This is a genomic window from Micromonospora sp. NPDC049523 (genome assembly GCF_040676775.1).
Classification (GTDB): Bacteria; Actinomycetota; Actinomycetes; order Mycobacteriales; family Micromonosporaceae; genus Micromonospora_G.
In genome coordinates, this window is sequence record NZ_JBFAPP010000012.1 from 161,762 (window position 1) to 173,846 (window position 12,085).

At 70.2% G+C, this 12,085-nt stretch carries 11 protein-coding genes; 7 read left to right on the plus strand and 4 right to left on the minus strand.

All coding sequences use genetic code 11. The annotated features are described in order from the left end of the window. The first annotated feature begins 43 nt into the window (after positions 1 to 43). Positions 44 to 1,372, plus strand: coding sequence for a histidine--tRNA ligase (gene hisS, locus AB0J90_RS20515; protein ID WP_363598053.1), 1,329 nt, complete (start codon positions 44 to 46; stop codon positions 1,370 to 1,372). 122 nt (positions 1,373 to 1,494) lie between these two features. Next, positions 1,495 to 2,442, plus strand: coding sequence for an acyl-ACP desaturase (locus AB0J90_RS20520; protein WP_363598054.1), 948 nt, complete (start codon positions 1,495 to 1,497; stop codon positions 2,440 to 2,442). Between the two features lie 54 nt (positions 2,443 to 2,496). Here the strand turns inward: AB0J90_RS20520 and AB0J90_RS20525 are convergent, their stop codons facing one another. The 3 genes from AB0J90_RS20525 to AB0J90_RS20535 are packed head-to-tail and all read right to left on the minus strand — an operon-like array spanning position 2,497 to position 6,067. Then, positions 2,497 to 4,854, minus strand: a complete 2,358-nt coding sequence (locus tag AB0J90_RS20525; protein WP_363598055.1) for an FtsX-like permease family protein — start codon at positions 4,852 to 4,854, stop codon at positions 2,497 to 2,499. Beyond that, positions 4,851 to 5,546, minus strand: coding sequence for an ABC transporter ATP-binding protein (locus AB0J90_RS20530; RefSeq protein ID WP_363598057.1), 696 nt, complete (start codon positions 5,544 to 5,546; stop codon positions 4,851 to 4,853). The genes AB0J90_RS20525 and AB0J90_RS20530 overlap by 4 nt, the downstream gene beginning before the upstream one ends. After that, a complete protein-coding gene (locus AB0J90_RS20535; protein WP_363598059.1) occupies positions 5,543 to 6,067 on the minus strand; it encodes a PadR family transcriptional regulator in 525 nt (174 codons plus the stop codon). The genes AB0J90_RS20530 and AB0J90_RS20535 overlap by 4 nt, the downstream gene beginning before the upstream one ends. Before the next feature lie 245 nt (positions 6,068 to 6,312). On the opposite strand from AB0J90_RS20535, the gene urtA reads away from it, so the two are divergent. The 5 genes from urtA to urtE are packed head-to-tail and all read left to right on the plus strand — an operon-like array spanning position 6,313 to position 11,018. After that, positions 6,313 to 7,476 carry an urea ABC transporter substrate-binding protein gene (gene urtA, locus AB0J90_RS20540; protein WP_363598061.1) on the plus strand — a complete coding sequence of 388 codons (1,164 nt, stop codon included), beginning with the start codon at positions 6,313 to 6,315 and terminating at the stop codon, positions 7,474 to 7,476. A 28-nt stretch (positions 7,477 to 7,504) separates the two neighbouring features. Continuing rightward, the gene (gene urtB, locus AB0J90_RS20545) at positions 7,505 to 8,386 is read left to right on the plus strand and encodes an urea ABC transporter permease subunit UrtB (RefSeq protein ID WP_363598063.1); all 882 of its coding nucleotides are present in this window, start codon (positions 7,505 to 7,507) and stop codon (positions 8,384 to 8,386) included. Further along, on the plus strand, positions 8,383 to 9,555 hold the full coding sequence (gene urtC, locus AB0J90_RS20550) for an urea ABC transporter permease subunit UrtC (RefSeq protein WP_363598065.1): 1,173 nt from the start codon (positions 8,383 to 8,385) through the stop codon (positions 9,553 to 9,555). The genes urtB and urtC overlap by 4 nt, the downstream gene beginning before the upstream one ends. Beyond that, positions 9,552 to 10,319 carry an urea ABC transporter ATP-binding protein UrtD gene (urtD, locus tag AB0J90_RS20555; protein ID WP_363598067.1) on the plus strand — a complete coding sequence of 256 codons (768 nt, stop codon included), beginning with the start codon at positions 9,552 to 9,554 and terminating at the stop codon, positions 10,317 to 10,319. The genes urtC and urtD overlap by 4 nt, the downstream gene beginning before the upstream one ends. A 9-nt stretch (positions 10,320 to 10,328) precedes the next feature. Next, positions 10,329 to 11,018 (plus strand): urea ABC transporter ATP-binding subunit UrtE, encoded by a 690-nt coding sequence (urtE, locus tag AB0J90_RS20560; protein ID WP_363598222.1) that lies wholly within the window; start codon positions 10,329 to 10,331, stop codon positions 11,016 to 11,018. Between the two features lie 52 nt (positions 11,019 to 11,070). On the opposite strand, the gene AB0J90_RS20565 is transcribed toward urtE, so the two are convergent. Then, entirely contained in the window at positions 11,071 to 11,910 is an 840-nt protein-coding gene (locus tag AB0J90_RS20565) for an SGNH/GDSL hydrolase family protein (protein ID WP_363598069.1), read from the minus strand. Between the last annotated feature and the right edge of the window lie 175 nt (positions 11,911 to 12,085).

The following is a 12,085-nucleotide window of genomic DNA, read 5'->3' on the forward strand; positions in this document are numbered from 1 at the left end:
CCCAGATCCCGCCCGCGTGCCCCGCGGGAGTTCAAGGAGCGTCATGAGCAAGCCCACGCCCATCTCCGGCTTTCCCGAGTGGGCCCCGCCGCAGCGGATGATCGAGCAGTACGTGATCGCCCGGATCCAGCGGACCTTCGAGCTGTACGGCTTCGCCCCGCTGGAGACCCGGTCGGTCGAGCCACTGGACCAGTTGCTGCGCAAGGGGGAGACCTCCAAGGAGGTCTACCTGCTGCGCCGCTTGCAGGAGGATCCGGGTGGATCGGCCGGTGACGACGCCCTGGGCCTGCACTTCGACCTGACCGTGCCGTTCGCCCGGTACGTGTTGGAGAACGCCGGCAAGTTGCAGTTCCCGTTCCGGCGCTACCAGATCCAGAAGGTGTGGCGGGGCGAACGCCCGCAGGAGGGGCGCTACCGGGAGTTCGTCCAGGCCGACATCGACATCGTCGACCGGGACACCCTGCCGGCGCACTACGAGGCCGAGCTGCCGCTGGTCATCGGCGACGCCCTCGGCGGCCTGCCGATCCCGCCGATCGTGATCCAGGTGAACAACCGCAAGATCAGCGAGGGTTTCTACCGTGGCATCGGGCTGACCGACCCGGACGCCGCGCTCCGCGCGGTGGACAAGCTCGACAAGATCGGGCCGGAGAAGGTGGCGGCGCTGCTGGTCGAGACCGCGGGGGCGACCGAATCGCAGGCCAAGGCGTGCCTGGCCCTGGCCGAGATCAGCGCGCCGGACGCCTCGTTCGCCGACTCGGTCCGGGCCCTCGGGGTGGAGCACCCGCTGCTCGACGAGGGTCTGGCCGAGTTGGTCACGGTGGTGGAGACGGCGGCCGCGCACTCGCCCGGCCTCTGCGTCGCCGACCTGCGCATCGCGCGCGGCCTGGACTACTACACCGGTACGGTCTACGAAACCCAGATGCGGGGCTACGAGCGGTTCGGCTCGATCTGCTCCGGTGGCCGCTACGACAACCTGGCCACCGCCGGCTCCACCACCTTCCCCGGTGTGGGCATCTCGATCGGCGTGACCCGGCTGCTCGGCCTGCTCTTCGGCGCCGGTGAGCTGACCGTGTCCCGCTCGGTGCCGACCTGCGTGCTGGTGGCGCTCGGCGCCGAGGAGGACCGTCCGGCCAGTGACCGGATCGCGGCGGCACTGCGTCGGCGCGGCATCGCCACCGAGGTCTCGCCGTCCGCGGCGAAGTACGGCAAGCAGATCCGGCACGCCGAGCGGCGCGGGATCCCGTACGTGTGGTTCCCGGGTGCGGACGGGGCGGTGGACGAGGTGAAGGACATCCGCTCCGGCGAGCAGGTGCCGGCCACGGCGGACGACTGGACGCCGCCGGTCGAGGACCTGCGTCCCCTGGTCAGCTGATCACCGGATTGGCTCGCGGGCGGCCCGAGGTCGGCTCGCGCGACCCGGCTGAGCGGGCGGACTGGCGCTGCGCTCCGGCTTGACCTACGGTAGCGTAACTTACGCCACCGTAGGGAGAGCCTGTGACTGCCGCCATCACCCGTCCGCTCAGCCAGACCGCGCTGCTGACCGAGTTGGACTCCGTCGTCGCCCAGAACCTCGACCGGCACCTCGCGGTCGCCAAGGAGTGGTTCCCGCACGAGTACGTGCCGTGGAGCGACGGGCGTACGTTCGACGGCTTGCTCGGTGGTGAGGCTTGGTCCCCGGAGGACTTCGAGCTTCCCGAGGTGGCCCGGACCGCGCTGGTGGTCAACCTGCTCACCGAGGACAACCTGCCCTCGTACCACCACGAGATCGCGACGCTGTTCGGTCGCGATGGCGCCTGGGGGACCTGGGTGCACCGGTGGACCGCCGAGGAGGGGCGCCACGGTGTGGCGATCCGCGACTACCTGACCGTCACCCGGGCGGTCGACCCGGTGGCGCTGGAGCGGGCCCGGATGGTCCACATGTCCACCGGGTACACCAACGTCCACTCCAACGAGGTGCTGCACTCGCTGGCGTACGTGTCGTTCCAGGAACTCGCCACCCGCATCTCGCACCGCAACACCGGCCGGGTCACCGGCGACCCGCTCTGCGAGCAGTTGCTCGCCCGGGTCGCGGCCGACGAGAACCTGCACATGATCTTCTACCGCAACCTGCTCAACGCCGCGTTCGAGCTGTCGCCGAGCCAGGCGATGCGGGCGGTGGCGGACGTCGCGGCCGACTTCGCGATGCCGGGCAACGGCATCGAAGGCTTCGCCCGCAAGTCGGTGGCGATCGCCCTGGCCGGCATCTACGACCTGCGTCAGCACCGCGACGAGGTGCTGGTGCCGGTGCTGCGCCAGTGGGACGTCTGGAACCGTACCGGCCTGGACGCCGACGGCGAGGCTGCCCGCGAGCAGCTCGGCGCGCAACTGGAGGAGCTGGACAAGGCGGCGTCCCGGTTCGAGGAGAAGCGCGACGCCCGAGCCGCCCGCCTCGCCGCCCGCTGACCGCTGACCCGCGAAAGGCCCCTCTCCGGCGCGGAGAGGGGCCCTTTCGCGGGACTACTCGGTACGCAGCCCGTCCGGGCGCATCAGCCGCCACAGCGCCGGCAGGCTGAGTACGGTCACCAGCAGCACCACCCCGGCGGCCACGCCGGAGAGCTGGGCCAGGATCATCCAGTTCACCCGTGCGGTTCCCTGCACCACCCGTTGCAGCGCCGCACCGAGGGCGGTGCCGAGCAGACTGGCCAGGGCCAGTCCGAGCGTCACCGGCACGGCGGTCTGGAACAGCACCGACCAGGTCATCGTGCTGCGCCGGGTGCCGAACGCGACCAGCACGGCGAGCAGCCGGCGCCGTTCCCGCAACTGCTCCAGCGTGGTGACCAGCAGACTCGCGCCGAGCAGCAGCATGACCGCCACCACCCCGATGGACAGCCCTCGGCGGATGTCGCGGAACGTGGTGTCCTCGGTCGAGGATCGCAGTGGCCAGATGTCGATCAGCGGACTGATGCCCGCCGCGGTGTTGCGTACGCGCTCGACCGCGTCGGGCGCCGCCGGGTCCAGCCCGACGTAGACGAGCATGCTCTGGTTCGGAATGGCGGCCATGTCCACCGCCCCGGTGGTAGCCAGCAGTCCGGCGTGCAGGTCGCCGTCCGGCGTGGGTCGGGGCGACACCGTCCGGAAGGCGGGCACGGTCCACGGTAGGCCGGGGCTGCTTCCGTCGTACGGCGAACCGACCTCGACCCGTTGTCCGGGGGTGGGCAGCGGGCCGGACAGCCGGTCGGGGATGTCGACGGCGAAGGTGTCCCCGTCGGCGCAGTTGCCCAGGACGGCCAGTTCCGCCAGGGCGGCGCAGTCGCCGACGAACAGCGGCCATCTCTGGCGCTCCTCGTCCGGACCCGGCGGCCCGTCGGTCAGCGCGATACCGGTCCGCTCGAAGTGAGACACCGACCGGACGCCGGTGGTGGCGGCCAGCCGTTCGGAGATGGTCGCGGCGCTGGCGCCGTCGGTGCCGTCCAGGGGGATGGTGGCGGTCATGGTGGCGCGGTCGGGATCCGCACCGGTCCGGATTTGGTAGTCGGGTGAGATGCCGGAGAAGAGCATCTGCAGCGCGATCCCACCGGCGACCGCGACCGCGACCCCGTTGACCATCCGCGCGGAGGCGGCGCTGTCGAGCTGCAACCGCCGGGTGGCCAACTGCCAGGAGACGCTGCCACCGCGCAGCCGGCCCACGACCGCCTCGACCAGCCAGGGCAGCACCGCGGTCACCCCGACGAGTAGCAGCACCACGCCGACGGTGATCTGTGCCTGGTTGGCCGGCTCCCCGGTCTTGCTGACCCGTCCGAAAAGAGGGAGGAGCAGTGCCGCGCCGGCGATCGGCATGATCAGTCGCCACCAGAGCCGCCGTCGGGTGCCGGCGGCGCGGCGGACCACGCCGAGCGGTTCGATCACCACCCGGCGCAGGGCGAGCAGCGCCACCGCCACCGCCGTGACCGGCACACCGAGCAGGATCAGTACGGCCAGCGCCGGGTCCGGTCGGATGTCGCCGGGGAAGACGCTGATCTCGCGCAGCGAGACGAAGCTGACGAACTGCCGCCCGACGAGGAAGAACAGCGCTCCGGCGGCCAACCCGAGCAGGGCGCTGACCAGCGACTCCCCGGCCGCGATCCGGATTGCCATCCGCCGGTCGGCGCCGACCAGCCGCAGCGCCGCCAGCCGGCGGTCCCGGTGTTCGCCGCCGAAGCGTACGGCGGTGCCGATGAACACGGCGATCGGCAGCAGCAGCACCACCAGGATGATCGCCACCAGCAGCAGCAGTACCGGGTCGAGACCATCGTTGGTGCTCGGCTCACCGAAGTGGTCGATCCGCGCGACCGGGGACTGGTCCGGTGCGAGCCGGTCACTGCCGAGGTAGAAGGCGTATTCGCTGGGGCCGGTCAGGCCCGGGTCGCCGATGGTGCCGACAATTCGGTAGTCGAGCCGGGGCCGGAGCAGGGCACCCTCGGGCGCGGCGAGCAGGTCGGCCAGGGCGGGCGAGACGACGATCTCACCCGGTCCGGGCAGCCGGTCCACGCCGGGCGGCACCGGGGCGTCCGGGCCCTCCGGTCGCAGCACCCGGCCACGGACGAAGTGCTCGCCGAAGGTGGTGTCGAACCGGCCGACCAGCATGGTGTCGGCGGCGGCGGTGGTCAGCTCCTCCCCGTACGACTGGTCCTCGCGGGCTTCGCCGCGCGCGGACCGTTCGTCGAGCATGTTCGGGATGGAGACGGCGACCAGCAGCAGCGCCACGCCCATGCCGACGCCGACGGCGGCCAGCAGGGTCCGCAGCATCCCCTCCCGGCCACCGGCGAACACCATCCGGGCACCGAGCAGCAGGTCGTCGCGCCAGCGGCCGGGGCCGGACCCGCGCTTGCGGCTCACGGCGTCACCAGCTCCAGGTCGCGGGCACGGCCGTCGCGGACGACCACCTCACGATCGGAGTACGCGGCCACCCGCGGCTCGTGGGTGACCAGCACCACCGCCGAGCCGCTCTGCTTGGCGGCCTCGGTGAACAGCCGCATCACCCGTTCTCCGTTGAGCGAGTCCAGCGCCCCGGTCGGCTCGTCGGCGAAGATCACCCGAGGCGTGGTGACCAGTGCCCGGCCCACCGCCACCCGCTGGCCCTGCCCGCCGGAGACCTCGCCCGGCCGCTTGCCGGCCACGTCGGCCACCTCGAGCCGGTCCAGCCACTCGGATGCCCGCCGTTCGGCCTCCCGGCGGCGGACCCCGTCCAGCCGCAGCGGCAGGGCCACGTTCTCCAGGCAGGTCAACTCGGGTACGAGCTGACCGAACTGGAAGACGAAGCCGAACTCGCCGCGGCGCAGCGCACTGCGCTCGCTGTCGGACATCGCGGACAGCTCCCGGTCCCGGTAGCGGACCTGGCCGGAGTCGGGTGTGACGATGCCGGCCAGGCAGTGCAGCAGGGTGGACTTGCCGGAGCCCGAGGCACCCATCACGGCCACCACCTCGCCGGCCCGTACGGTGATCGACGCGCCGTCCAGTGCGGGGGTCGACCCGTAGCGCTTGTGCAGGTCGAGCCCGCACAGCAGGGGCTCGCCGGGGCCGGGCGTCATTTGCGCACCGTCGCGGCGAGCTGGTCGAGCCGGGCGGTGGTCAGTTCCAGCCAGCGCAGGTCGGCTTCCAGGTGGAACAGGGCGTGGTCGCAGATGAGCTGGTCGGCCAGGTCGCCGTTGAGCTTGCGTACGGTCAGTTCGCGCATCAGGCGCAGGTGTTCGGCCCGCTGTACGTCGAGGATCTCGGCCGCGTTCCGCTCGGTGAGCAGCGCGAGCAGCACCTTGGTGTAGAGCGTGCTCTGCAGGTAGAGGTCGGGTTTCTCCGGGTTGGCCAGCCAGGTCTGTACGTCGCTGACGCCGGCTGTGGTGACCGCGTACCGCTTGCGCTCGGGGCCCTCGCCCGGCTCGACGCCGTCGACCTCGACCAGGCCGCTCTTCAGCAGCCGGGCCAGGGTCGAGTAGACCTGCCCGTAGTGCAGGGGTCGGCCGTGTCCGAAGCGTTCGTCGTAGGCCCGCTTGAGGTCGTAACCGTGGCGGGGGCGGGACTCCAGGAGTCCGAGAAAGGTCTGCCCGATTGACATGCGGAGCACTCTACATGAGGGTGTATACCCGTGATGTATAGCCCCTGACCAGGGGCGTGGCGGACCCTCACCGGCTGCCCTGGGTGGCTGTGAGGGGCCGTTAACATTTACGACATCGATGTACTCAGATACTTGAAATCCCTGGTCCCTACGGTGGCGGGCACTCTGACATCGACTCGAGGGAGCCCTGGATGGCACGAGGTTTGCGCAACCGGCTAGTCGTTCTCTGTATATTGTCGACATTTTTGCTCACCTCGGGCTGCGTCGAGGATCCTGGCAGCTCGGCCGGTGGATCAGACACGATCAAGGTCGGCATCCTGCACTCGCTCAGCGGCACGATGGCGATCAGCGAGGTCACCGTCCGGGATGCCGAACTGCTCGCCATCGAGGAGATCAACGCCGCGGGCGGCGTACTCGGCAAGAAGATCGAGCCGGTGGTCGAGGACGGTGCGTCGGACTGGCCCACCTTCGCCGAGAAGGCACAGAAGCTGATCTCGCAGGACAAGGTCGCCACCGTCTTCGGCGGCTGGACCTCGGCCAGCCGCAAGGCGATGCTGCCGGTCTTCGAGCGCAACAAGGCGCTGCTCTGGTACCCGGTCCAGTACGAGGGGCTGGAGAGCTCGCCGTACATCTTCTACACCGGGGCCACCACCAACCAGCAGATCGTGCCCGGCCTGGACTACCTCGCCGAACAGGGCAAGAAGAAGATCTTCCTGGTCGGCAGCGACTACGTCTTCCCGCGTACCGCCAACAAGATCATCAAGGCGTACGCGGCCGCGAACGGGATGCAGGTCCTCGGCGAGGAGTACACGCCACTGGGCCACACCGAGTACAGCACCGTGGTCAACAAGCTCCAGCAGGCCAAGCCCGACGCCGTCTTCAACACCCTCAACGGGGACAGCAACGTCGCCTTCTTCAAGCAGCTACGCAGCGCCGGCATCACCGCGCAGACCATGCCCACGGTGTCGGTCAGCGTCGCCGAGGAGGAGGTAGTCGGCATCGGCGCGGACAACGTCGCCGGACACCTGGTCGCCTGGAACTACTACCAGACCACCACCGGCGCCCGTAACGACACCTTCGTCAAGGCGTTCAAGGCCAAGTACGGCGCCGCGAAGGTCACCTCCGACCCGATGGAGGCCGGCTACAACGCCGTCCACCTCTGGGCCGAGGCGGTCAAGAAGGCCGGCAGCGTCGACGTCGCGGCGGTCAAGGCGGCGGCCGGCGGCATCACCCTCGACGCCCCCGAGGGCACCGTCACCATCGACGGCGAGAACCAGCACGTCTTCAAGACCGCCAGGATCGGCCTGGTGCAGCCGGACGGGCAGATCAAGGAGGTCTGGAACTCCGGCAAGCCGATCAAGCCCGACCCGTACCTCAAGGGCTACCCCTGGGCGAGCGGACTGTCCTGACCGGCGGCAACGGGAGGAGGAGTCACCGGTGGCGACACTCAACCAACTGGTCATCGGCGCGAGCATCGGCGCGGTCCTGCTGCTGATCGCACTCGGCCTGACCTTCACGTTCGGCCAGATGGGCGTCATCAACATGGCGCACGGCGAGTTCATCATGGCCGGCGCGTACACCGCGTACCTGCTGCAGCCGGTGTTCGGGGCGCAGGCGGTCCCAGCCGCCATCCCGGTCGCGTTCGCCGTCGGCGGCGTACTCGGGCTGATCCTCGAACGGCTCGCGATCCGGCACTTCTACGGCCGACCGCTGGACACCCTGCTGCTCACCTGGGGCGTCAGCCTGGTCCTGCAACAGGTGGCCCGGGACATCTTCGGCGCCCCCAACGTCCAGGTACGCGCACCCGGCTGGCTCACCGGCGGCCTGGACCTCGGCGGCGTACGGCTGCCGTACAACCGGATCTTCATCATGCTGCTCGCCGCCGCGTGCGTGTTCGGCATCTGGGCCTACCTGAGCAAGCTGCGCCACGGCCGGCGGATGCGCGCGGTGATGCAGAACCGACAGCTCGCCGCGGTCAGCGGCGTCGCCACCGGACGGGTCGACCAGCTCACCTTCTTCATCGGCTCGGGCCTGGCCGGAGTCGCCGGGGTGGCGCTGACCCTGATCGGGCCGGTCGGACCGACCCTGGGCACCAACTACATCGTCGACGCGTTCCTGGTCGTGGTGGCCGGCGGACTCGGGCAACTGCGCGGGGCGGTGATCGCCGCGTTCGCGCTCGGCATCCTGAACAGCTTCGTCGAGTTCTGGGTCGACAACGGCGCCAGCTTCGCCAAGGTGGTGCTGTTCGCCGTGATCATCGCCTTCCTCCAGTTCCGGCCGCAGGGCATGTTCGTGGTCCGGACCAGGGGGCTGGCATGACCGCCCCGCAGGTCGCCGCCACCGGTAGGTGGCGGGGGCGGGTCGCCGGGCCGGTGCTCTTCCTCGTGGTGGCCCTGCTGTTCCTGGCCGCGCCGAACCTGCTCTCGCCGTTCCGGCTGGACCTGCTCGGCAAGTACCTCTGCTTCGCCATCGTCGCCGTCGGCATCGCCCTGGCCTGGGGGCGCGGCGGCATGCTCACCCTAGGTCAGGGCGTGTTCTTCGGCCTCGGCGGCTACGCCATGGGCATGCACCTCAAACTCCGCGAAGCCGGGCCGGGCGGGCTGCCCGACTTCATGGTCTGGAGCGGGGTGGAGAGCCTGCCGGCGATCTGGCGTCCGTTCGCCAACCCGGTCTTCGCCCTTGCCATGGCGGTGCTGCTGCCGGTCACCGTGGCGGTCCTGCTCGGCCTGCTGGTCTTCCGCCAGCGGGTACGGGGCGCCTACTTCGCCGTACTGTCCCAGGCACTCGCGGCGGCGTTCGTCATCCTGCTCGTCGGTCAGCAGGGCCTGACCGGCGGCACCAACGGGCTGACCAACTTCCAGTTCTTCTTCGGCCTCGACCTCTACGACCCGGCCGACAAACGCCTGCTCTACCTGGTGGTGGTGCTGGCGCTCGGTGCGACGTTCCTGATCGCCTGGCAGCTCGGCCACAGCCGGTTCGGCAAGCTCCTGGTCGCGATCCGCGACGGCGAGGACCGGGTACGTTTCCTCGGCTACGACCCGGCCGTGGTCAAGACCATCACGTTCGCCATCTCGGCCGGCATGGCCGGACTCGCCGGTGCCCTGTTCGTGCCGATGGTCGGCCTGCTCAGCCCGGCCAACCTGGGCATCGTCGCCTCCCTCGAACTCCTCGTCGGGGTGGCCATCGGCGGTCGCTACTCGCTGGCCGGTGCGGTCGGCGGCGCGCTGCTGGTCAACTACGCCAAGACGGTCTTCAGCGAGGAGTCCGCCGACAACTGGATCTACCTGCAGGGCGCCATGTTCATCGCGGTGATGATCTGGGCACCGCGCGGACTCGCCGGACTGCTCGCCGACGGGCGGGCGTTGGTGCGCCGACGCAGGCGTACCCGATCGCCGGTCACGTCCGACCAGCCGGCGGGGGCGGCGGACCCGCCGGTGGCGACCACGCCGGCCGCCTCGGCGCCCGAGCCGAGCGAGGTGGCGAGATGACCGAACTGCTCCGGGTACGCGGACTGAACGTCACCTTCTCCGGCTTCCGGGCCATCACCGATCTCGACTTCACCGTCTCCGCCGGTGAACTGCGTTTCCTGATCGGGCCGAACGGCGCCGGCAAGACCACCCTGATCGACGTGATCACCGGGCTGACCAAGCCGGCGTCCGGCTCGGTCACCTTCGACGGCACCGAACTGGTCGGCCGGCGCGAGCACCGGATCGTCCGGCTCGGCGTCGGGCGCACCTTCCAGACCTCGGTGGTCTTCGAGGAACTGTCCGTGCTGGAGAACCTCGACCTCGCGGCCAGCTTCCGGCGCCCGCTCGGCGCCCTGCTGCGGCGTCGCCGAGACACCTCCGACGAGGTCGCCGAGGCACTTGCGACGACCGGGCTGACCGCGCTCGCGGACCGCCCGGCCGGGGTGCTCTCGCACGGCCAGCGGCAGTGGCTGGAGATCGGCATGCTGGTCGTCCAACGGCCCAGCCTGCTGCTGCTGGACGAGCCGGTGGCCGGGATGAGCCGGCCGGAACGGGAACGCACCGGCGAACTGCTCCAGGAGGTTGCCCGGGAACACACCGTGATCGTGATCGAGCACGACATGGAGTTCCTGCGCCGGTTCGCCAGCACGGTCAGCGTGCTGCACGAGGGCCGGCTGCTCTGCGAGGGCACGGTGGCACAGGTGCAGGCCGACCCCCGGGTGCAGGAGGTTTACCTCGGCCGGACCCGCAAGGAGAGCACCGAGCTGATCAAGGAGGCGGGTTAGTTGCTGCGGGTGTCGGGACTGGACGTCGCGTACGGGCGGGCGCAGGCCCTGTTCGGGGTGGACCTGTGGGCGCCCGGCGGCTCACTGGTCTGCGTGATGGGACGCAACGGGGTCGGCAAGACCACCCTGCTCAAGGCGATCATGGGGGTGTTGCCGGCGAAGAAGGGCAAGATCGAGTTCGGTGACCGGGACATCACCCGGCTCAAGACCCACGAGCGGGTACGCCTCGGCCTCGGTTACGTGCCGCAGGGGCACGAGACCTTCCCCCAGCTCACCGTCTGGGAAAACCTCCAGGTGGCGCTGGAGGCGTCGCCCGGCGGCGGCGACAAGAGCGCGGTGGACGAGGCACTGGACCTCTTCCCGGCCCTGCCACCGCTGCTGCGCCGCCGGGCCGGTTTCCTCTCCGGCGGCCAGCAACAGCAACTCGCCATCGCGCGGGCCCTGGTCACCCGCCCGAAGATGCTGCTGCTCGACGAGCCGACCGAGGGCATCCAACCGTCGATCATCCTGGAGATCGAGGCCGCGATCGAGCGGCTGCACAGCGAGTTGGGGCTGGCGATCCTGCTGGTCGAGCAGTACCTCGAACTGGCACTGCGGATCGCCGACCGGTTCGTCATCCTCGACGCGGGCGAGGTGGCCCGCGCAGGCGAGCGCGCCGACCTCCAGGACGAGTCGGTGCACCGCCTGCTCGCCGTCTGACCCGGACGGGGCGGCCACCCGTACGGTCGGCCGCCCCGGACCGGGGGATCTGCTACCAGCCGAAGCCGGCGGCGTACGTGACACTGGCCAGCACCTGCTGACCGGTGGCGTTCGGGTGGAAGTAGTCCCAGCCCGAGAGTTGGTTCAACGCGAACGGATAGTTGAAGACCGCGTTGTTGTCGAACTTGCAGTTGGCGCCGTACGCGGCACACGCCGAGGCGAGCTGGGTGTTGTAGTCGACGACGCGCTGACGTACCCGGTTGCGCCGGTCGACGTCGGCCTGCGCGTTCGAGGTCGGGTTCGCCAGCATCGACTGGCAGATGCCGAACAGCGACCAGGCCGTACGGGCACTGCCACTGCCCCGGCCCACCGACCAGAGCCGCTGGATGTCCGGCACGCTGATCACGTACACCTGGGCGCCGGGCAGGCCGGACTTCAGCCGGTTGAGCCCGGCGTCGACGTTCGCCCGGAAGGTTCCGACCGTCGTCATGCTCGACTCCGAACCGGTGCAGGCGTCGTTGGCGCCGATCAGCACGGTGACGTACTGGACACCACGGGATACCGCGCTGTTCGCCTGACCGAGCAGGTCCGCCGAGTCGGCCCCGGTCTGGGCGTCGTTGTAGTTGCGACCGTTGATGGCCGGGTTCACGGCCCGGATACGCAGGTAGTGCGGGTTCACCGACGAGTTGTCGCCGGTGCTGAACGAGCGCGAGGTGCAGTCGACGTACCAGCCGCAGGCGTTGAAGCCACGGGTGATCGAGTCGCCCAGGCTGGACATCGAAGCGGGCGGGGGACCGGGGGCTGCGGCGGCGGGGACGGCGCCGACGACAACCGAACCGATCAGTACGGCGAGAGCGGTGAACAGGGGCAGGGTGCGCCGGGATAGGGACATGGGGGCCTCCGGATCACGGGTGCCTGGCGGTGGTGGTTCTGGGTGCCGGGAATCATATAGACGCGCATCGCTGCACACAATGTGTCGGCGACACCCTCGGCACCCTGGTGAAGTGGTGATCCAGCCCCTCGGCCAGCGGCGACGCGGCGGGTTCACCCCACCGGGTTTGGTTCGC

What these genes read in the sequence shown, in the direction of transcription:
- hisS (WP_363598053.1), top strand. Translation starts at nt 44, where the DNA reads ATGAGCAAGCCCACGCCCATCTCCGGCTTTCCCGAGTGGGCCCCGCCG.
- AB0J90_RS20530 (WP_363598057.1), bottom strand. Translation starts at nt 5,546, where the DNA reads ATGACGCCCGGCCCCGGCGAGCCCCTGCTGTGCGGGCTCGACCTGCAC.
- AB0J90_RS20535 (WP_363598059.1), bottom strand. Translation starts at nt 6,067, where the DNA reads ATGTCAATCGGGCAGACCTTTCTCGGACTCCTGGAGTCCCGCCCCCGC.
- urtC (WP_363598065.1), top strand. Translation starts at nt 8,383, where the DNA reads ATGACCGCCCCGCAGGTCGCCGCCACCGGTAGGTGGCGGGGGCGGGTC.
- urtD (WP_363598067.1), top strand. Translation starts at nt 9,552, where the DNA reads ATGACCGAACTGCTCCGGGTACGCGGACTGAACGTCACCTTCTCCGGC.
- AB0J90_RS20565 (WP_363598069.1), bottom strand. Translation starts at nt 11,910, where the DNA reads ATGTCCCTATCCCGGCGCACCCTGCCCCTGTTCACCGCTCTCGCCGTA.